Here is a 20,773-nt window from a genome sequence, read left to right on the forward strand (position 1 = left end):
AATTATCCAATAAACGTTTTCCATTATAGAATGTTTAAATAAATGGAGAGGGTCGTAATCCATGACACAGAGAATAAAAATTTTTTTTTTATTGATTGCAATTTTATTACTCACTACAGGCTGTTGGAATCGACGAGAATTAAATGAACTTGCTATAACTCTGGCTATGGGAATCGATCGCAGTACAGATGGACAATATCTTGTAACTGCCCAAGTAGTGAATCCAGGGGAAATTACTGATAAAGCAAGAGGAAATGCACCGGTAATCATCTTTCAAGCTAAGGGAAAAACCCTACTAGAGGCATTTCGAAAAATGACCAAAGAAGCTCCAAGGAGAATTTATCCTTCACATCTCCGAATCCTGGTGATTGGAGAGGAATTAGCAAAAGAAGGGATCGGAAAACCATTAGATCTCCTTTCAAGAGATTGGGAAATGCGATCAGATTTTTACATTGCTGTAGCTAAGGGACGGATGGCAGAAGATGTACTAAAGGTGCAAACATCTTTAGTCAGAATACCGGCCAATAAAATGTTTAATACTCTTGAAGTCTCAGCAAAAGCATGGTCCGCAACTAGATATGTGACGTTAGATGAATTAATTGCAAATATGGTAAGTGAAGGGAAACAGGCGGTGTTAACTGGTATCCATATAAAGTTAGAAGGCGAAAATGGAACTTCCGCCAGCAACCAAAATGTAGAAACAATCAATCCGCCTGCTAGGTTGTTTTTTCAAGAATTAGCGGTTTTTGATGGGGATAAATTAATAGGTTGGTTAAATGAAGTTCAAAGTAAAACGTATACGATTGTTACCAATCTTGAACAAGGTTCTGTTGGGGCTGTTCCATGTCCGAATGGCGGGAAATTCGTTTTTCAAATAACGGATTCAGAATCGAAAGTGAAGGGGAAAATACGAAATGGAAAACCTGAAATTGATGTAAATGTGCGTGTGGATGGCAAAGTAGCTGAAGTACAATGCGGCATTGACTTGAAAAAATCAAAATCGATTCGTCAGTTAGAGAAAATCTACGAAACTGGAACGAAAAAAATGATTCAAACGGCCATAAAACAAGTTCAAGAAAAAAATAAAGTTGACATTTTTGGATTTGGAGAAGCGATTCATAGGGCGGATCCCAATGCATGGGAAAAACTAAAAATAGATTGGGATAAAAAATTCGAGGACTTGAAGGTAAATATTAAAATAGATGGAAAAATCCGTGGCATCGGAACAAGTGGAAATTCATTTGTCAAAGACATAAAGTAATTTTGTTTGATCATACAGCAATATCCGAATTCTTGCGGTACTGAGAGGGGGGCAGTTGATGAGTTTATTTAAGAAACCGAAAATTAAAAACAGCTTGGACCTATTCAAGTTAGAGAAAGATGATCAAGGTACAAAGAAAGAAAATAACTATTTAAAACATAGTCTTGAAGAAAACAAAAACTATGTACAAAAAATACTCGGAAATAGCAACGACATCGTGTTTAGGGAAATACAGATTGGGAAAGAGGAATCTGTTAAAGCAGGCATTTTCTATACGGATGGATTAGCAGATACGGATGCCATTCAACATTTTGTTCTAGAACCGATAATGTTAGAAATCGATTTCGAAACTGATTTATCCCCTTCTCCAACAATGAATTTATTAAAAGTATTAAAGGAACAAATTCTTACAGTTGGTTCAATAAAGGATGTTACGGAGTACAGCTCTCTTTTCAATTCATTATTATCAGGGGATCTTATTCTCTTATTAGACGGACACTCTCAAGGATTCATCATCAGTGTGCGTGGCTGGAAAGAACGAAGTGTAACTGAAGCCACCTCTGAAACGGTCGTTCGGGGGCCAAAGGAAGGCTTCACGGAGTGCATCCGAACGAATACGGCATTAATTCGCCGAAAGATAAAATCACCGAATCTATGGATGGCTACAAAGAACATTGGGGAAATGACCAAAACAGATGTCGCAATTATGTATATCAATGGAATTGCAAATGAAAAGGTGGTCCAGGAAGTTCACGAGCGTCTAGACCGGATTGACATTGATGGCATATTGGAAAGTGGTTATATTGAGGAATTAATTCAAGATAAAACCTACAGTCCGTTTCCAACTATCTATTATTCAGAACGGCCTGATGTGATTTCTGCTGACCTCCTAGAAGGAAAAGTCGCCATAATAGTGGATGGGTCACCGAATGTGTTGATTGTTCCAGCACTGTTCGTTTCTTTTTTACAAGTGGCAGAAGACTATTATCAGCGTGCCGATATAAGTACTCTCATTCGAATGCTTCGCTTTTTTAGTATCATGATTGCACTTTTGGCACCATCTTTATATATAGCTATTACTACATATCATCAGGAAATGATACCCACCGAACTGTTGATTAATCTTGCTGCCCAACGCGAGGGTGTACCCTTCCCAGCATTTATTGAGGCTCTAATGATGGAGGTAGCATTTGAAATTTTACGGGAAGCTGGTTTACGAATGCCAAGGGCTATAGGCTCAGCAATTTCTATAGTAGGCACATTAGTCATTGGTACTGCAGCAGTTGAGGCTGGAATCGTTTCGGCTGCCATGGTCATTGTTGTGGCAATCACCGCGATTTCCAGCTTTATACTTCCTTCTGTGGCCATGTCCATGTCACTGCGAGTCCTTCGGTTCCCCATGATGGGGCTTGCTGCTTCATTCGGTTTAGTAGGTATACTTGTCGGATTAATATCACTTATCCTTCATATGTGCAGCCTGCGTTCTTTTGGGATTCCATATATGAGTCCTCTGGGTCCATTAATCCCTCAAGACTTAAAGGATACGATTATCCGAGTACCTTGGTGGGGGATGTTTTCACGCCCGCGTCTTATCAGTCAAAAAAACATAAGCCGAGAACATAATTCGGCACCAAAACCCCCTCAAGATAAAATCTAGCGCCTTTAATTAACTATAATGGAATAAGGAGTTGACGACTAGTGGCTGTTGCAGGTATCTTAGTCATTTCCGCTGTAATTATTGCGTTTGATGTACCTCATTTGTTGAGAAAAAAATTAAAAAAAGAGCTATGGATTTTTTCTATTCTCCTGCTATTTGGAACCATGCTAAGTATTGCACAAGCTCTGGGTATGAGGTTGCCTAATCCACTAGATTGGTTAACAGTCCTTTTTAAACCATTTGCCAGCATGATAGAGAATTTATTAAAGTGACCGTTTGGCGCATGCCTTTTTTAGGTATAGTTTAATTGTTATGGAATTTGATTTCTGCTACAATTAATGCCATAAGTAGAGGTGAATCATATGCCAAAAGGTGAAGGAAAAGTCGTTGCGCAAAACAAAAAGGCTTATCATGATTATTTTATTGAAGAAACCTATGAAGCGGGAATTGTACTGCAGGGGACCGAGATTAAGTCAATTCGTGGGGGAAAAGTGAATCTTAAGGATGCCTATGCACGGATTCAAAATGGGGAAGCCATACTTTTCGGGATGCATGTCAGTCCGTATGAACAAGGGAACATTTTCAATCATGACCCATTACGAACCCGAAAGCTATTACTCCATAAGCGTGAAATTAATAAACTAATCGGTGAAACAAAAGAAGCAGGTTATGCGCTTGTTCCATTAAAGCTTTACTTGAAAAATGGTTTTTGCAAAGTGTTAATTGGGCTTGCGAAAGGGAAGAAGAATTACGATAAGCGTGAATCCTTGAAGCAAAAAGAGGCCAAGCGTGAAATTGAACGAGCTTTCCGCGATCGTCAGAAGATGTAATCGGAGTGAACTGGAAATTATTTTACAGTTACTTACAATTGAAAAATGCGGACAGTATGTTATAATAAGTTTGTCGCTAAGTTAGCGATGAGATACTTTGCTCAAGGACAATTGTCTGAGCATCCTAACGTCTACAGCTTTAATCTTTGATTAGATTGCAGCTCCTTTTATTATGGGGACGCTACGGATTCGACAGGGGTAGTTTGAGCTTAGGTCGCGAGTCGAGGGGATCGGCCTCGTTAAAACGTCAAAGCCATAACTGGCAAAACTAACAACAACCTCGCTTTCGCAGCTTAATACTGCATAGCGGTTCCTCCCTCCATTGCCCATGTGGTAGGGTAAGGGACTCACTCTAAGTGGGCTACGCCGGATTCCACCGCCTGAGGATGAAGGAAGAGAACAACCAGGCTAGCTGACCGGACGCCGGTCGATAGGCATATGGCCTCAGCGAAACACCAATATATCGACTACACTCGTAGAAGCTTAAGTGGCGATATCTTTGGACGTGGGTTCGATTCCCACCGTCTCCACTACATAGTGGAAAGAAAAGATCAGCAGAGATGCTGGTCTTTTCTTATATTTGGACAAAAAGCTATCCTCCCTCTATTTACAGGGAAGGATAGCTTTTTGTCTTAATCGGTCTTTATTCTAATGATTCATGTTATTCATATTCATATTGTTCATCTGCGGCATTCCCTGCGCAGGGGCGAAGGCATTAAGCAGTTGATTCATATCCTGTTGGGCCAACTGTGGAACCTGATAATAGTGATGTTTATTTTGATAAATCGAGATTTCATAGGCCATTTCAATGCAATTCGGAACCGAGTCTGCTAGCACCCGACGAACAACCGGGTTGGTCACTTCTAAGGCAGCCATTGTCTTTATCGATGCACCTGATTTTACACAGCCAAGCATCATGCTGGAAACGCATGCATCCGTAAGCTCTGAAACGGATTGCGCAGGCTTTTTCGGCTGGGATGGTTTTAACCCATAAACAAAATCATTTCCTTGATTCATTTTATAGCTCTGTGTTGGTTTAGAAGGATTCTGTCCAGATTTGAAACATTCGACCGTAATGTTATATTCATCCTGCATAAATTGATATTGGCGATCGAGAATATCGAGTAATTCTGGGTCTTTTACATGTGGACGTAATAACATGTATTGATCCAATGCCCCAATTGCTCCTGATAACACTTCATGGACATCAAACACTTCATGACCGCCGTGATTTAATTGTTGAGGAACATTTCCTGTATGCATATTTTGGTGCATAATCCCCTGTTGATTTTGCATCATTTTGAATCCCCTCCTAAAGGTAGTGGCATAACCATATTTATTATGTTTCAAGAAAGATGAGTTATGCTCGTAAATACTGTCAATAAACGGTGAGTGAATTGTTACAATTCATAAATTAATACCGAATAATTAGGTATTAAAAGCTCTTGTTCGCGTCAATAATGACAGTAGTTAACGAACTAGGGGTGCTTACGATGAAAGAGGAATTAAAGATTTTTTATCATATTTTTACAACTACCAAAGATGCGATTGAAAAATTTATGAATATGCTCGACCCGGTTATTCAAAATGCCACCGATGACCACGAACGGCTTTATTATCATCATATTTTTGAAGAAGAGGAGCAGAGGCTTTCTCGTTTAGTTGAGCTCATTCCACTTATTAGTAAGTTTGAAAATGAAAAAGATGAGAAGGATTTTGCGCCGACCAATAATGAGTTTAATCGGCTTCTTCAAGAGCTAAATCTTGAAAAATTCGGATTACATAATTTTGTGGAGCACCTGGATTTAGCGCTATTTCGCTTTACTGACGAAGAACGAAGCACCATGCTGAACCAATTACGGGAGGTATCCTATCAGGATTATCAGCAAGTCAAAGCGATGTTGATCGACATCAATAAAAGGTTTGATAATGACTACGTCGACCCGCATGCCCATCATGATCACGACCATGATCACTTAGACCGGTCAGGTAACACACATACAGCAGCCCCAGTTGTGTCTCCAGCTAAATATAAAAAGGGGTTTACGGTGGGGAGCTTAATTTAGGTATTTTTTACATAAGAATTTATACGAATATTGGTGATTGGCGAAATAAATGGTGAATTTGGCGAAATCCCTTTTAGGTTTGGCGAAATCATTTCCAGACTTCGCGAAATCCAAGCTGAAATCGGCGATATAACAATCCAACTTGGCGAAATCATCAGACTCCACTTACCAAACCCTATTCGAAAATATAACCACTTGAACAAGAGAGGAAAAACAAATGAGCAAATTGCACTTATATCCAGATTCACCGTTAAATGAAGTAGAATTCAGCCAATTAGATCAAACGGTCATTGAGTCAGCACGGAGACAGTTAGTCGGCCGGCGCTTTATTGAACTATATGGTCCGCTTGGACGAGGCATACAGAGTATCCCAAATGATATCTTTTTTGAAAATATGGAAGCAAAAATGGATTTTCAAGGCTCCTTTGAGACGATTGTCGAATCCAGCAAACGAGTAAATCACACGATTCCTTTACTTTATAAGGATTTCGTCCTCTATTGGCGTGATATCGAACAGACGAAGACACTCGATATTCCGATTGATTTTTCATCAGCTGCCAACGCTGCCCGAGATGTAGCTAATCTGGAGGATCAGATGATTTTTCATGGGGCAAGAGAGTTTGATATCCCGGGATTAATGAATGTCCAAGGCAGGCTGACGCACTTAATTGGGGAATGGTATGAATCCGGAGCAGCTTTTCATGATATAGTCGATGCTAGAAATAAATTGCTCGAAATGAATCATCATGGTCCGTTTGCCCTTGTTCTATCACCGGAACTCTACTCCCTAATCCATCGAGTCCATAAAGACACCAATGTGTTAGAAATTGAACATATCCGAGAGCTAGTGACTGATGGTGTGTTCCAATCGCCCGTTTTAAAAGGGAGAACAGGTGTCATCCTTAACACTGGACGAAACAACTTAGACCTTGCCGTTTCCGAGGATTTTGATACAGCCTACTTGGGTGTGGAAGGGATGAATCACCCGTTTCGTGTATATGAAACTGCGGTATTAAGAATTAAGCGGCCTGGGGCTATTTGCACACTAGAAGCAATAGAGGATTAATCAAGTGAATCATCGAGTTTTTACAGTAGGCTCGCTCATTCCTGGAAAAATTGTGCCTGTTATGAACCCACCTACTCGGACTCATGTTGAAAAAGGAGAAACTACGAGACAATCCGGTGAAAGCAAAACGAATCTAGAAAAAATAATCGTGGTTCAAGGGTCGAATAAATTTGAAATCGTTCCGGAAAAGGGGAAATTACTTGATGCCGCTCTAAACCAAGGCAAAGACATCAACTATAAATGCCAAAAAGGGACCTGTGGTCAATGTACGGTACAAGTCCTTCAAGGTTTAAAGCTATCCAAACCGAATGAACAAGAGCATAAAAAACTTGGCCCTGAAGTAAACAACGGCTATCGATTAGCCTGCCAAGCGGTCATCCTATAGACAAAAAAACGAGGTCCACTGTTGAAGTGGGACCTCGTTTTTATTAAGCATATAATTGCACTAACTTATCTTCAACTGGGAATGGAAGCGAGATATTGTGGTTTTTTAATTCTTTCACACTAATATCTCGCACAAGTTTCAACGCTTCTTTTTTGAAAGACGTAGTGACAAAACCGTTATTCACTTCACATAGCTTCTGTAAATACTTCAATGTATCATGCAGTAAATACTGTTTAATATAAGTATTATTCAGCTGGCAAATTAATTTGTGCTGCAAGCCTTTGATCACAGCAATCTGATCAACATGTGTAATCACATTCGCACCATCTTGGTCAATAAAACCAACAGATACATAATGACCTTTTGAGAGATCAACATTCGTAAACACGGGGTTTAGATAGGTTTCACCCGATGATAACCGAATCGAATCAGCTTCAGCCGCACCGCCGATTTTCCGTTGATTAGAAATAACCGTGTGAATATCCTTTAACCCATATAGCATGTTAAACATGTTGAATCCCCCTCCAATTTAATCTCTGTACCTTTATATTAAAGATAATGAGAATCATTGTCAATGGGTGTCAGGCACCAAAATGTGGAAGCAGTTTGAAACAAAACAACTGAACTCTAGTTTACAAATATAAGAATATTATCTTGTAAATGAAATTGTAATATTTTCATAGTTTGGTAACACTTTGGTCAAAACATCGTCTATAATGGAGGTAGTAAATAAAAAACATCGAAGAGGGATTGATCAATGGGGAATCTGAGAAGCAATTGGTCGAAGGGAACGATAATTGCCGTCGTTGTTGTTACTTTTTTATTTGCGGGGATCTTCGTTAGTAATTATTTTCAAGCAAAAGCAGCAAGCAAAGAATCTAATAATCTTCAAAAAAATAAGGATACTAATCTGCCTGTGAAAAAAAGTGTAAGCCCAGAAACAATTGTACGAAATACGAAGGACTTAAAGTCAGAAAAAGAGCGAATGCAAAAACAACAAGAGGAAGCATTACATAAGAGAAACGAGCAAGAACGTGAGATTAGTAAGGTGCCCAATAATCGTACTCCTGATACGGAGGCACAACCCACCACAAAAGATAAAACTTCTTCTCAACCACCGTCAAAGAAATCTAATGCAGCTCCAGATAAAGCAAACATTACACAACTAAGAAACAGTGGAAAGAAAATAGTTTATTTAACCTTTGATGATGGTCCTGCACCCTTTTCCGGACAAATCATCAAACAACTCGAGAAGTATCAATTTAAAGCTACATTCTTTATGATTGATGGGAATATTAAGAGATATCCTGAATCAGTCAAATTAATGGTTGAATCAGGCGAAACGATTGGACTACATAGTGTCTCACACAGTCAAAAGGAATTTTATAAATCTAAAGAAACCGTGCTGAGTGAACTAAACCAAAACCGTCACACCTTAAAGAAGGTATCAGGTGTCAATTCTTATATCATGAGAACTCCTTATGGCAGTGCCCCAAAGATGACAGACGAGTATAAACAGGCTGTGAAGGAAAAGGGGTATATAATGTGGGATTGGAATATTGATAGTAAGGATTGGTATTATAAGGATAAACGCTATGTAAATAGTGTTATTGATCAAATTGAACAGATGAAACATCATAATGGACCGCTTGTCATCCTTTTACATGAGCGAAAGGAAACACTAGCCCATTTGCCAAAGCTTCTAGCCTATTTAAAGGAACATGGGTATGAGGGAAAACCCATTGAAAAATCAACTGAGCCAGTCCAATTTTAAAACAGACAATATATCTGTAGATTTGGTATAATCAATTTATTGTAATAAAATTCTTATGTAAATATAGCGAATATAATGGGGATCGATAATAGCCTATGATCAATAAATTACTTCAGAGTACAGGGTTCAAGAGAATATCTATTTTTGTCTTAATTGCCATCTTAATTTATGCCATGAAGTCAATGATCAACTTAATCTTGCTTACGTTCATTTTTACCTTTTTGATGGATCGGTTAGTGTATTTCATAGAAGGAAAAATACCGATTAACCGAAAGTTGATTGTTGTTATTTCGTATGCAAGTATTGTTGGTTTGCTTTCTTATGGTTTGGTCATGTACCTGCCAATGATTGCAGGTGAAATCACTGCATTAATCAAGCAGTTGACTGCTTTTTATACAGCAAAGCACGATAACTTGGTCCTGAATTATATTGTCAGTCGAATGGAAGAAATTAAAATCTCAAGTTACTTAGAGCAAGGAGTTACCTTTGTATTTAAGTACTTTACGGATATTAGTAAAATTGGTTTACAAATTTTATTAGCTCTGTTAATGAGTTTGTTCTTCTTATTAGAAAAACCGCGTTTGATTGAATTTACGAAGAAATTTAGAACTAGTAAAGTTGCATCTATTTACACTGAAGTGGAATTTTTTGCTCGAAAGTTTGTGGGTACATTTGGTAAAGTAATTGAAGCCCAACTAATCATAGCTGTTGTGAATTGTATTTTAACCACCATCTCCTTATGGATATTGGATTTCCCACAGCTTGGCGGACTATCCATCATGATTTTTGTTTTGGGTCTGATCCCAGTTGCAGGTGTCATTATTTCATTGATTCCACTTACAATCATTGCCTATAGCATCGGCGGTATGGCCACTGTTCTTTACGTGGGCATTGCGATAATGATTATTCATGGCATCGAAGCCTATATTTTAAATCCAAATTTAATGAGTTCAAAAACAAATCTACCGGTTTTCTATACATTCCTTGTATTGATTTTCTCCGAGCACTTTTTTGGTGTGTGGGGCTTGATCGTTGGGATTCCCGTCTTTGTTTTCCTATTGGATGTGTTAGAAGTAACTGAGAGTAAGAAGGTTAAATAAAAAAGCCCATGGTATGGGCTTTTTTTGTCTATACTAGAGGTATGAAGGATAAGGGGGAAATCACATGAGCGAATGTAAACTTAACCATAGCCAGGAAGAAGTAAAAAGTAAGTATGAATCACAAGCGTCCTTTCTTCCGGAAGAGATGAAGCCATTATTTAATCAATTCTTTGAAAAAGAACATACACAGGACCTCTTAAATGAGGTATTTCATTTGCTTAAAAAGTACGATTTAGCTACCAAAGAAGAACAAGAAACCAGAAACAACCGCTTATTTTTGGTGTTGAAGAATCTGTAATAATTGAGGGCCCTATAGAATAATAGGGCCCTTATGATTTAACAAATACATGTTTTTCTTTTGATACCAATTTTATTACGGCCTACGATTTTTTTTATATAGTCAGTGGCAACAGGGACTTTACAAGGGGTTTTTTGGTTTGTTCTGTCCCCAGTTCAGCAAGTTTCCACATGATTTCATCTAAGGTCATTTCTCATCCTCCAATGGGTTGTTGATCTTATTTTATCATCAGTTTGGAACAATTTCCCTTCCTTGTTGTAAAAAGTTAGTTATAATGAAATAGGTTATTTTTGAAAATATTAAGAAAATCAAACTTTATTTAGGAAAAGAGGATATAATGAGCGAACTTCTACAGTTATTAAAGCGAGGCAATAAATCCGCCTTATTGGCAGCTATCATTAATACGATTATTTCCATTATTAAAGGGATCGCCTTTATGTTTACAGGCAATGTGGCTATGTTTGCAGAAACGATGCACAGCCTTGGTGATGCTGCAAACCAGTTTTTCGTGTTTGTCGGCTCAGCCTTAAGTAAAAAGGCACCGACCGAAAAATATCCCAATGGCTTTGGCCGTTTAGTCAACCTTGTTCTTTTGGGTGCCGTATTAATCGTCGGAATTATGGCATTTGAAACCATTAAAGAAGGGTACCACCATGTGGTCCATCCGACAGTGTCCAGCGGTTTTGCCATTAACCTGGTCGTGTTAGCTGTTGCAACCCTTCTAGAGACCTTTGTTTTATTTAAAGCAATGAAAGAGATTTTACATGATATTGAGGTTGAGGCAACTGGACTTCAAGTGTTTACAAAAAGCTTTGCCAATTTAGGAAAAGCTAAACCTGCAACAAAACTGGTTTTTATGGAAGATCTAGTTGCAACCATGGGTGGTTTATTAGCGATTATAGCGGTCGTCATTTCTCATTATTCGCCATTCCACCAAATTGAAGGGCTTGCCTCTATGCTGATAGGCGCAATGATGTTCTTTGTGGTTGGCAGGGTCTTTTTGGATAATGCGGCAGGGGTCCTTGGTCAAGCAGATGAAGAAATGGAAAACAAAATTGGCACACTTGTGATGGAGGATCCTGATGTTAAGGATATTCAAGGAATCACCGTCATTAAAGAGGGTGAGGATCTGCATGTTGAATTAGAAATCGAAGTCGATCCAAAATTAACAGTGGCTGCAGCAGATGATATCAAAGATCGATTAGAAGAAAAAATCATGGCAGAAAAAGGCGTCGTTGATGTGACGATTGAGATTGACGAGGAAGATGAAGTGATGACTTGGAAGGAACGAAGTGGATCAACCGCCAATTAGAGAATGCCCCCACCGTAGATAAAACACAATTGGACTTTCTTCGGTCTTAACAGAACGAATAAAGCCGTTTTTAAGTGGAATTCTATTCTGTAAGGATATTTAGGGGGGAACTAAGGGTGGAACACAATATACGCTTAACTAGTGCGGAAATCGGGGGATTATGGGCTACGTATATTCAGGAGAATATGTCAGTTTGTTTGATTATCTATTTTCTTCATCACAATCAAGATGAAGAGATTAAAAAAATTCTCCAACAGGCATATGAAATATCTGAGGGCCATATTCAAAAGATCACGACCATTTTAAATAAGGAAGGCATTCCAATTCCTGATGGATTTTCTGAAAAGGATCTTAATTTATCTGCCCCGCCATTATTTTATGATATGTTTGGCCTCAGTTTTATTTATATGATGAGCCGCATGAGTATGATTAACACCGGTTTTATCACGGCAAATGTAGCTAGAAAAGATGTGATGGATTTCTTTGTTACGATGGTTCAGCAAAATTCTTTGTTATACCAGGAATCCACAAATCTTATGCTTTCGAAAGGAACCTATGACCGTCCGCCGATGATTCCCTATCCGAAAGATGTGAAATACATTGAAAAACTGTCTTATTTAAGTGGATTCGGGAAAAAAAGACCGTTAAACGTGGCTGAAATTACAGAAATTCATTTTAATACCGAACGGAATTATTTTTCAATCCTCCTATGTACGGGATTACTTCAGGTGGTTTCAGACAAGGAAATCCATCATTATATTGAGGAAGGTAAGAAAATATCTGAAAAGCAAATCAAAACCTTCAACGATATCCTTTTGAAAGAGGAGCTGCTTGGGAATGTGTCAACAAGTATGGAAGTGACGGATTCTACAGTTTCTCCTTTTTCAGATAAACTTGTGGTCACACTTTTCCATTCATTGAACGCTATAGACATTACCCTTATTGGGCATGCATTGTCATTGTCAATGAGATCAGATTTGGCTTCCTATTATCAAAAGTACATTCTGGAAATTATGGTTTATTCGGCTAAAGGTTTTGATCTTATGGTTGATCGAGGTTGGGCCCAACTGCCGCCGCATGCGCCAAGTCGAAGGGATCTCCAGAAATTATAAGAAGGTTCGCGAATTTCGCGAACCTTTTCTGCGCTTGCGCTTTTCTTATTGTCTATCCCCTGATCAAGACGCTTGCGCTTTTCTTATTCCCATGGTTTATGTACTGTTAGTACGCTTGCGAGGTCTTTGCTGCTTGTTCTGTGTTCTTTCCGCTTGGCTGCTCTTTCTTTTCCTGTTTCAAACAGCTTTTTTTCTTCTTCCGTTTCGGGGATGATACCTGGCACCTTTGTTGGCTTGCCGTTGTCATCTAATGCGACAAAGGTTAAAAAAGCGGTGGCTGCAATTTTTCTCTCCCCTGACATGAGATTCTCCGCGATTACTTTAACGAAAATCTCCATCGAGGAGGTTCCTGTCGAAGAAACATACGTTTCAATGCATACAGAATCCTTTGGTGTAATCGGACTAAGAAAGTCGACCGAATCAATTGAAGCCGTGACACACTCCGCTCTTGAATGTCTGACCGCAGAAATGGAGGCGATCATATCGATATCGCTGATTAACTTCCCGCCAAACAAAGTATTATGGTTATTTACATCATTAGGAAAAATCCTGCTCGTTCTTACCACCCGAGTCTCATTACATGTTTTTGCTTCCATCCTAATCCCTCCTGAAATGTCTTTGTTAATTTACCCATTTTACTATTTTCTCACCGTTTTAGTGAAATCTAAACATTTGTGGTACATTAGTTAATATATAGATTGTTTGTCAGGAGGTACAGAAATGAGTTTACAAGCACAGATTATGAAGGATCTAAATGTGAGTCCGACGATTCAACCGCAAGAGGAAATTAGAAAACGGATCGATTTTTTAAAAAAATACCTGTTAAAGACGAAGGCCAAGGGCTATGTACTGGGAATAAGCGGGGGGCAGGATTCATCTCTGGCTGGGCGACTCGCCCAACTAGCGGTGGAGGAGCTTCGGAATGAAGGGACAGAAGCTTTGTTTATCGCTGTCCGTCTGCCATATGGCATCCAGCATGATGAGGAAGACGCTAAACGGTCGTTAGCTTTTATTCGCGCCGATCGGGAGACAGTTTTTAACATTAAATCAGCAGTAGATGAAGTCCAAAAAGAATATGATGCCAGCTATCAAGGGGCACCGTTAAGTGATTATCAAAAGGGAAATGTCAAGGCAAGGATGAGGATGATTGCTCAATATGCAGTCGGCGGCATGGAAGGTCTGCTTGTGATTGGCACAGACCATGCAGCGGAAGCAGTAACAGGTTTCTATACGAAGTACGGTGATGGCGGGGCAGATATTCTTCCGCTGAGCGGATTATCAAAGCGGCAGGGGAAAGTCCTATTAAAAGAACTAGGTGCGGACGAACGCTTATATTTAAAAACACCTACGGCGGACCTTCTGGATCAAAAGCCTGGTCAGGCCGACGAAACAGAATTAGGGATTACCTACGATGAACTTGATGACTATTTGGAAGGGAAGTCTGTTTCAAAAGAGGTTGCTGATAAAATAGAAAAACGCTACCTAATGACAGAACATAAACGCCAACTGCCAACAACGATGTTCGATGAGTGGTGGAAATAATCTACAGACAGGAGACTGCTACATGAGCAGTCTCTTTTTATATTTCGAAAAATTGATTAGATGTCTGACTAATTCACCACTCTAATACTTTATTAGAATAAAATTTCCATTGACACAATCCTGTCCGGGTTCTATATTTATAAAGCAAATTAATATTTATTCAACAAAACACTAAAAGATCATTATTTTAAAATAAATCACACGAATTAAAGAGAGGGATTACACCATGGGGAACGCTAATAAATTAGGATTTTGGGTATTAACCGCTCTTGTTGTCGGAAACATGGTCGGGTCAGGGATATTTATGCTGCCAAGCTCGCTTTCTGAAGCAGCTAGTCCTGCTGGTGTCATCTCAGCATGGCTTGTAACAGGACTTGGTGTATTAATGACCGCTCTTGTATTTGGTAACCTTGCGAACAGAAAACCAAATATAACTGGCGGTCCACAAATTTATGCGAAGGAACTATTTAAAGCAGGATCACATGCTTCCACTTTATCAGGTTTTATGTCATCTTGGGGATACTGGATAGGTAATCTAGCTGGGAATGTTGCAATGATTACCACCTTTGCGGGTTATTTATCAACCTTTTTCCCTATTTTAACAAGCCAAGCAGACTGGTTTACGATTGGCGGATTTACACTTAAGGTCGGTAATGGATTAACTTTTCTTGTCTGTTCCCTGCTGCTATGGGGAACTCACTTCATCATCCTGCGAGGAATGGAAAGTGCGGGAAAGTTGAATTTTATAGCAACTGCAGCGAAGGTTGCCGGATTCTTTATTATCATTCTTGTCGGCTTATTTGCCTTTCAAAAAAGCAATATCCTTCCATTTATGGCCGTTAGAATGGATGAGGCCGGCCATACGATTGGCATGATGAGCCAAATAAAGAATGCTGCTGTTAATACCTTGTGGGCATTTATTGGTGTGGAATCTGCCGTTGTGTTTGCATCTCGTGCGAAAAAACAAATGGATGTGAAACGTGCGACAATCCTGGGCTTATTTATCGCTCTTGGAATTTACATCGGTATCAGCACTTTAGTGATGGGAATGTTAGATCAAAACACGCTTATCCATTCAGATAAGCCGCTCATTGATGCCATTTCATCAGTTTTAGGACCAATTGCCGGGAAAGTTTTAGCCGGGATTGGGTTAATTAGCTTGTTTGGTTCAACGATTGGCTGGTTAATGCTAAGTGCGGAAGTCCCTTTTCAAGCGGCAAAGCAGGGATTATTCATTCCTGCATTTAAAAAAGAGAACAAAAAAGGTCTTCCATTATTTTCTATGATTGTCTCAAATGGTTTAGGTCAACTGTTTATCTTTTCAACGGTTTCAAGTTCCATTTCTGACGCCTTTGGATTTGTCATTGTTATTGCAACGTTAGCATACTTGGTACCTTACTTTATCTCCTCCGTCTATCAATTGAAATTAGTTGTAACCGGGGAGACCTATAATGGCGATCGTTCGAGAATTACAGACGGTCTGATTGCCCTGCTTTCCACTATTTATTCTGTATGGGTGATTATCGCTGGAACGGCAGATTTTAAAACCTTCACTTACGGAATGATTTTACTTGCGAGCGGTATCCTCTTTTATGGTCCACTGTTGAGAAGAAAAAAGGAAGTAATGGTCGAACGCAAAAAAGCTTTATCAGCATAATATTTTATTTAACCTATCAGAACGCCTCTGATAGGTTTTATTTTGTAAATTAGGGGTAAAATAATGATAATTTCGATAAGAACAATCAAAATTAGGGGGTTACATCAGTGAAAAAACTTACCATCATCTTTGCACTATTATTAAGTTTTATGTTTGTCCTGTCAGCTTGCGGCAAGGATAATGCCGATAAAGATAAAAACAAAGCTGACAACAAGACTGCTGAAAAGGCAGATAAAGATTTATTGAAAAAGGTAAAAGATGAGGGAAAATTATTAATAGGTACAGAAGGTACGTATCCACCATTCACTTTCCATGACACTAGCGGCAATCTAACTGGATTTGACGTGGACCTTGCGAAAGAGGTAGCTAAACGTATTGGGGTAAAACCTGAATTTAAAGAAACACAGTGGGATGCGATGTTTGCAGGATTAGATGCCAAGCGTTTTGATATGATTGCTAACGAAGTTGGGATTCGCCCAGACCGTCAAGAGAAGTATGATTTCTCTAATCCATATATTACATCCGCAGGTGTCCTGATTGTCCATAAAGATAACGATAAAGTCAAAGCCTTTGAAGATATTAAAGGTCTAAATGCAGCTCAATCATTGACAAGTAATTACGCAGATATGGCAAAGAAATATGGAGCGAAAATAGTTGGAGTGGATGGTTTCCAACAAGCAGTTGAACTTCTTGCCCAAAAACGTGTCGATGTGACGATTAATGATAAGCTTTCATTTTTAGATTACAAAAAACAGAAGCCTGATGCGCCAATTAAGGTTGTGGCAACAGCTGATGATGCTTCTTCCAGTGGGTTCATGTTTAGAAAGAATAGCGACACACTCGTAGATGAAGTAAACAAGGCGCTAAAAGAAATAATTGACGATGGCACCTACAAAAAAATCTCTGAGAAATGGTTTGGTGAAGATGTACTTAAATAGTATTTTTGCTGACCCAGAAAGAATGGACAGGTTAATTGAGATTGCAAAGACTTCCCTCCAGCCGCTGCTGGAGGGTGCTGTTATGAATACCATTCCATTAACCATCATTTCATTTATAATTGGGATTATTTTGGCTGTGCTCACCGCGCTTGCCCGAATTTCTCACGGAAAACTATTTCAAGGAATTGCCAGGGTATATGTTTCAGCCATTCGCGGAACACCATTACTTGTTCAGTTATTCATAATTTTCTATGGACTTCCTAATATAGGAGTTACCTTGGATCCATTTATATCCGCAGTCATTGGTTTTTCCCTAAGTGTTGGGGCCTATGCTTCAGAAGTTATTCGGGCTGCAATTATCTCCATTCCTAAGGGACAATGGGAAGCAGCTTATTCAATTGGAATGACCTACAACCAGGCATTGAAAAGAATCATCCTGCCGCAGGCAACAAGAGTATCTATACCGCCATTATCGAATTCTTTTATTAGTCTTGTAAAAGACACTTCACTTGCATCAGTTGTCCTTGTAACAGAGATGTTTCGCCGGGCTCAAGAAATTGCTTCAACTACCTATGAATTTTTATTGGTATATGTAGAAGCAGCGCTAATTTATTGGGTTATTTGCTTTTTCCTTTCGATCTTGCAAGGATCCTTGGAAAAGAGAATGGACCGGTATACGTCTTAATGAGGGAGTTATACGATGATTTCAATTAAAGGATTATATAAGCAATTTGGTCAATTAGAGGTCTTAAAAGGTATCGACCTTCTCGTTGAAAAGGGAAAAGTGGTTGTTGTCATCGGTCCATCCGGTTCAGGTAAAACCACGATGCTCCGCTGTTTAAATGTACTCGAAACTCCGAATCAAGGAGTCATTTCCATTGAGGGACAGAGCTTGGACTTTTCGAAAAATGTCCCGAAAAAACAAATCTCCTCGTTCCGTCGCTTAACCGGAATGGTTTTTCAAAGCTATAATCTGTTCCCGCACAAGACTGCACTTCAAAATGTTATGGAAGGGCCGATTATTGTCAAAGGGGAGAGAAAAGAGGAGGCACGGAAAAAAGCCCAGGCACTCCTTGAAAAAGTTGGACTAGGTGATAAGCAGGATTATTTTCCCGCTCAGCTTTCCGGCGGTCAGCAGCAACGTGTGGGTATTGCCCGGGCACTTGCCATGGAACCGGAAGTGATGCTCTTTGATGAGCCTACTTCTGCACTTGACCCCGAACTTGTCGGTGAGGTGTTAAAAGTTATGAAGGACCTGGCTAGGGAAGGCATGACAATGATTGTGGTCACCCATGAAATGCGCTTTGCCCGTGAAGCGGCAGATGAGGTTATTTTCATGGATCAAGGTGTGATTGTCGAGAGGAACAAGCCAGAAGAAATCTTCACCAATCCAAAAGAAGAACGAACGAAGAAGTTCTTGAATATGATTCAATAAGGTGTTGTAGCTAAATGCTATGGCACTTTTTTATTTTGTAAGACAATGATACTATCAGCTTGGCAGGATTTTCAACTAGAGCTATCGAAATATTTAATAAAATAGGTAAATTATAGAAAAAGATGAAACTTTTTCATTATTCAACCGTATAAAAGGTAGATACATAGGAAGGGATGGATGCATATGGATGAGGGTGGTGTTTCGTATAATTAGAATGATAAATAAATAAGAAGGATGGATGCGCATGGAACCATTCAGCATTCCTTTAGAAACGATTTATTTATATGGATTAATAATCTCGGGAATAGTCACAGTTTTATATGTTTTGTTTGCCGATGTTTTTCATTTTCATGGGGCTGGCGATGGATTCAATTTTCTAAATCCTGTCTTAGTCTTTGCTTTCGTGACTATTCTGTCAGCAAGCGGTTATCTGTTTGAAAGGCTCTCATCTATTCACTATTTACTTATTTTAGGCATTTCTGCCGTGATTGCGTTCATTGTTGTGACGTTATTAAATGTCTTTGTGCTCATTCCTCTCTCGTCTGCTGAGGAATCACTTGTCTATAAAGAATCAGACTTGCGGGGCCGAGTGGGGACGGTGATCACGACCATTCCTGTTGATGGTTTTGGGGAAGTGATGATTGACAGTACAAGCGGCAGAATTGCTAAGCCAGCAGCGAGTTTTGATGGTGACCTCATCAAGAGTGGGACAAAAGTGCTGATTGTGCAGGTAGAAAAGGGTGTCCTGCAGGTGACGGTTCATCATCAACTAGAAAGCTTTTTATAGGGGGGGTTAAGAGATGGAATTTAATTTTATTTGGATCATCATTGGAATTGTTGTGGTTATTATTTTAGCCTTAATCGGCGTTTTCATCACAAAATACAGAACGGCAGGACCGGATGAGGCCTTGATCGTGACAGGAAGCTTCCTTGGCAATGGAAATGTCCATGTTGACGAGTCTGGGAATAAAGTCAAAATCATCCGCGGCGGCGGTACGTTTATTTTGCCAGTTTTCCAACAGGCAAAGCCGCTTAGCTTACTATCTAGTAAACTAGAAGTAACGACACCAGAGGTGTATACCGAGCAAGGTGTACCGGTTATGGCTGATGGGGTTGCGATTATTAAAATCGGTGGATCGATAAGTGAAATTGCGACAGCCGCGGAACAGTTCCTCGGAAAACCAAAGGAAGACCGTGAGAATGAAGCAAGGGAAGTTCTTGAAGGACATCTGCGGTCAATTCTTGGCTCGATGACTGTAGAAGAAATCTATAAAAACCGTGATAAATTCTCCCAAGAGGTCCAAAGGGTTGCCTCACAGGATCTCGCTAAAATGGGCTTGGTCATTGTATCATTTACGATTAAAGACGTCCGTGATAAAAATGGGTACCTGGATTCACTAGGTAAACCCCGGATTGCCCAAGTCAAAAGAGATGCAGATATTGCTACAGCCGAAGCAGAAAAAGAAACCCGTATTAAAAAAGCGGAGGCAGCCAAAGAAGCCAAACGAAATGAATTAGAGCGAGCCACAGAAATTGCTGAGGCGGAAAAAGTCAATCAGTTAAAAGTGGCAGAGTTTAGACGTGAACAAGATATTGCCAGAGCACGTGCTGACCAAGCATACGACCTGGAAACAGCCAGGTCCAAACAAGATGTAATGGAACAAGAAATGCAAATTAAAATTATTGAAAGACAAAAACAAATTGAATTAGAGGAAAAAGAAATTCAACGCCGCGAACGGCAATATGATTCGGAAGTGAAGAAAAAGGCAGACGCTGACCGATACTCCGTCGAACAATCGGCCGCTGCAAATAAGGCCAAGGAAATAGCCGCGGCTGAGGCCAATAAGTATCGGATCGAAGCAATGGCAAAAGCAGAAGCCGAGCGGATTCGTTTGGATGGTTTAGCCAAAGCGGAAGCGGAAAAAGCACAAGGGGCAACCGAAGCAGAAATTATTCGTCTCAAAGGTTTAGCTGAAGCAGAGGCGAAAGAAAAAATCGCCGAGGCTTTCGAACAATTCGGTCAAGCGGCAATTCTAGACATGATCATCAAAATGCTGCCAGAATATGCCAAGCAAGTGGCAAGCCCGCTGTCCAATATTGATAAAATTACAGTCGTCGATACGGGCGGATCGGGAGAAAATGGCGGGGCCAATAAAATTACCGGCTATGCAACGAATCTAATGGCGAGTCTGCAAGAATCACTTAAAGCCTCGAGCGGAATCGACGTGAAGGAATTGATTGAAAACTATTCTGGAAAAGGAAATGTTAGGAAGAGCATTGAAGAATTAACTGATGAATTTAAGAAAAAAGCTGAATAATTTTACACCCAAAAAACCTTAT

22 protein-coding genes and 1 other RNA gene are annotated in these 20,773 nt (G+C 39.6%); 20 read left to right on the forward strand and 3 right to left on the reverse strand.

Annotated elements, in window-relative coordinates; all coding sequences use genetic code 11:
• The first annotated feature begins 61 nt into the window (after positions 1-61).
• The 5 genes from COJ96_RS07495 to ssrA all read left to right on the forward strand — a co-directional run bounded on the left by COJ96_RS07495 (position 62) and on the right by ssrA (position 4,281).
• A complete protein-coding gene (locus COJ96_RS07495) occupies positions 62-1,261 on the forward strand; it encodes a Ger(x)C family spore germination protein (RefSeq protein WP_098572336.1) in 1,200 nt (399 codons plus the stop codon).
• Between the two features lie 58 nt (positions 1,262-1,319).
• A complete protein-coding gene (locus tag COJ96_RS07500) occupies positions 1,320-2,918 on the forward strand; it encodes a spore germination protein (RefSeq protein ID WP_098572337.1) in 1,599 nt (532 codons plus the stop codon).
• Positions 2,919-2,959: 41 nt separating this feature from the next.
• On the forward strand, positions 2,960-3,190 hold the full coding sequence (locus tag COJ96_RS07505; protein ID WP_098572338.1) for a hypothetical protein: 231 nt from the start codon (positions 2,960-2,962) through the stop codon (positions 3,188-3,190).
• Positions 3,191-3,280: 90 nt separating this feature from the next.
• On the forward strand, positions 3,281-3,748 hold the full coding sequence (smpB, locus tag COJ96_RS07510; protein ID WP_026567812.1) for an SsrA-binding protein SmpB: 468 nt from the start codon (positions 3,281-3,283) through the stop codon (positions 3,746-3,748).
• A gap of 174 nt (positions 3,749-3,922) precedes the next feature.
• Positions 3,923-4,281: a transfer-messenger RNA gene (gene ssrA / locus COJ96_RS07515) on the forward strand.
• A gap of 115 nt (positions 4,282-4,396) precedes the next feature.
• On the opposite strand, the gene COJ96_RS07520 is transcribed toward ssrA, so the two are convergent.
• Entirely contained in the window at positions 4,397-5,044 is a 648-nt protein-coding gene (locus tag COJ96_RS07520; protein ID WP_098572404.1) for a spore coat protein, read from the reverse strand.
• A 197-nt stretch (positions 5,045-5,241) separates the two neighbouring features.
• On the opposite strand from COJ96_RS07520, the gene COJ96_RS07525 reads away from it, so the two are divergent.
• The 3 genes from COJ96_RS07525 to COJ96_RS07535 all read left to right on the forward strand — a co-directional run bounded on the left by COJ96_RS07525 (position 5,242) and on the right by COJ96_RS07535 (position 7,265).
• Complete coding sequence (locus tag COJ96_RS07525) at positions 5,242-5,814, forward strand: IMEF encapsulin system ferritin-like cargo protein (protein ID WP_098572339.1); 573 nt, start codon at positions 5,242-5,244, stop codon at positions 5,812-5,814.
• A gap of 217 nt (positions 5,815-6,031) precedes the next feature.
• Entirely contained in the window at positions 6,032-6,880 is an 849-nt protein-coding gene (locus tag COJ96_RS07530; RefSeq protein ID WP_098572340.1) for a family 1 encapsulin nanocompartment shell protein, read from the forward strand.
• A gap of 4 nt (positions 6,881-6,884) precedes the next feature.
• Complete coding sequence (locus COJ96_RS07535) at positions 6,885-7,265, forward strand: 2Fe-2S iron-sulfur cluster-binding protein (RefSeq protein WP_257148461.1); 381 nt, start codon at positions 6,885-6,887, stop codon at positions 7,263-7,265.
• A 43-nt stretch (positions 7,266-7,308) separates the two neighbouring features.
• Here COJ96_RS07535 and COJ96_RS07540 read toward each other — a convergent pair whose 3' ends face one another.
• Positions 7,309-7,776, reverse strand: coding sequence for a hypothetical protein (locus COJ96_RS07540; RefSeq protein ID WP_026567818.1), 468 nt, complete (start codon positions 7,774-7,776; stop codon positions 7,309-7,311).
• Between the two features lie 246 nt (positions 7,777-8,022).
• Here COJ96_RS07540 and COJ96_RS07545 point away from each other — a divergent pair, with 246 nt between their 5' ends.
• The 5 genes from COJ96_RS07545 (at position 8,023) to COJ96_RS07565 (ending at position 12,861) form a co-directional block, all read left to right on the forward strand.
• Positions 8,023-9,039 carry a polysaccharide deacetylase family protein gene (locus tag COJ96_RS07545; RefSeq protein ID WP_098572341.1) on the forward strand — a complete coding sequence of 339 codons (1,017 nt, stop codon included), beginning with the start codon at positions 8,023-8,025 and terminating at the stop codon, positions 9,037-9,039.
• A gap of 95 nt (positions 9,040-9,134) precedes the next feature.
• A complete protein-coding gene (locus tag COJ96_RS07550) occupies positions 9,135-10,139 on the forward strand; it encodes an AI-2E family transporter (protein ID WP_098572342.1) in 1,005 nt (334 codons plus the stop codon).
• Between the two features lie 64 nt (positions 10,140-10,203).
• Positions 10,204-10,437 carry a group-specific protein gene (locus COJ96_RS07555; RefSeq protein ID WP_098572343.1) on the forward strand — a complete coding sequence of 78 codons (234 nt, stop codon included), beginning with the start codon at positions 10,204-10,206 and terminating at the stop codon, positions 10,435-10,437.
• Between the two features lie 337 nt (positions 10,438-10,774).
• The gene (locus COJ96_RS07560) at positions 10,775-11,749 is read left to right on the forward strand and encodes a cation diffusion facilitator family transporter (protein ID WP_098572344.1); all 975 of its coding nucleotides are present in this window, start codon (positions 10,775-10,777) and stop codon (positions 11,747-11,749) included.
• A gap of 116 nt (positions 11,750-11,865) precedes the next feature.
• A complete protein-coding gene (locus COJ96_RS07565) occupies positions 11,866-12,861 on the forward strand; it encodes a DUF3231 family protein (protein WP_257148462.1) in 996 nt (331 codons plus the stop codon).
• Between the two features lie 83 nt (positions 12,862-12,944).
• Here the strand turns inward: COJ96_RS07565 and COJ96_RS07570 are convergent, their stop codons facing one another.
• Positions 12,945-13,457, reverse strand: coding sequence for an acyl-CoA thioesterase (locus tag COJ96_RS07570; protein ID WP_098572345.1), 513 nt, complete (start codon positions 13,455-13,457; stop codon positions 12,945-12,947).
• A 124-nt stretch (positions 13,458-13,581) separates the two neighbouring features.
• Here COJ96_RS07570 and nadE point away from each other — a divergent pair, with 124 nt between their 5' ends.
• The 7 genes from nadE to COJ96_RS07605 all read left to right on the forward strand — a co-directional run bounded on the left by nadE (position 13,582) and on the right by COJ96_RS07605 (position 20,751).
• Positions 13,582-14,403: an ammonia-dependent NAD(+) synthetase gene (gene nadE / locus COJ96_RS07575; RefSeq protein WP_098572346.1), complete on the forward strand. Its 822-nt coding sequence runs from the start codon at positions 13,582-13,584 to the stop codon at positions 14,401-14,403.
• A 226-nt stretch (positions 14,404-14,629) separates the two neighbouring features.
• Positions 14,630-16,060, forward strand: a complete 1,431-nt coding sequence (locus COJ96_RS07580; RefSeq protein WP_098572347.1) for an amino acid permease — start codon at positions 14,630-14,632, stop codon at positions 16,058-16,060.
• A gap of 107 nt (positions 16,061-16,167) precedes the next feature.
• Positions 16,168-16,998: an amino acid ABC transporter substrate-binding protein gene (locus COJ96_RS07585; RefSeq protein WP_306460584.1), complete on the forward strand. Its 831-nt coding sequence runs from the start codon at positions 16,168-16,170 to the stop codon at positions 16,996-16,998.
• Positions 16,985-17,683, forward strand: coding sequence for an amino acid ABC transporter permease (locus tag COJ96_RS07590; RefSeq protein WP_098572348.1), 699 nt, complete (start codon positions 16,985-16,987; stop codon positions 17,681-17,683). Before COJ96_RS07585 ends, COJ96_RS07590 begins: the two co-directional genes overlap by 14 nt.
• 15 nt (positions 17,684-17,698) lie before the next feature.
• Entirely contained in the window at positions 17,699-18,433 is a 735-nt protein-coding gene (locus tag COJ96_RS07595; RefSeq protein WP_098572349.1) for an amino acid ABC transporter ATP-binding protein, read from the forward strand.
• 244 nt (positions 18,434-18,677) lie between these two features.
• Positions 18,678-19,220 carry an NfeD family protein gene (locus COJ96_RS07600; RefSeq protein WP_098572350.1) on the forward strand — a complete coding sequence of 181 codons (543 nt, stop codon included), beginning with the start codon at positions 18,678-18,680 and terminating at the stop codon, positions 19,218-19,220.
• Positions 19,221-19,233: 13 nt separating this feature from the next.
• A complete protein-coding gene (locus COJ96_RS07605) occupies positions 19,234-20,751 on the forward strand; it encodes a flotillin lipid rafts scaffold protein FloT (protein WP_026567831.1) in 1,518 nt (505 codons plus the stop codon).
• The last annotated feature ends 22 nt before the right edge of the window (positions 20,752-20,773 follow it).

Source organism: Bacillus sp. AFS073361, assembly GCF_002567005.1.
Classification (GTDB): domain Bacteria; phylum Bacillota; class Bacilli; order Bacillales; family Cytobacillaceae; genus Neobacillus.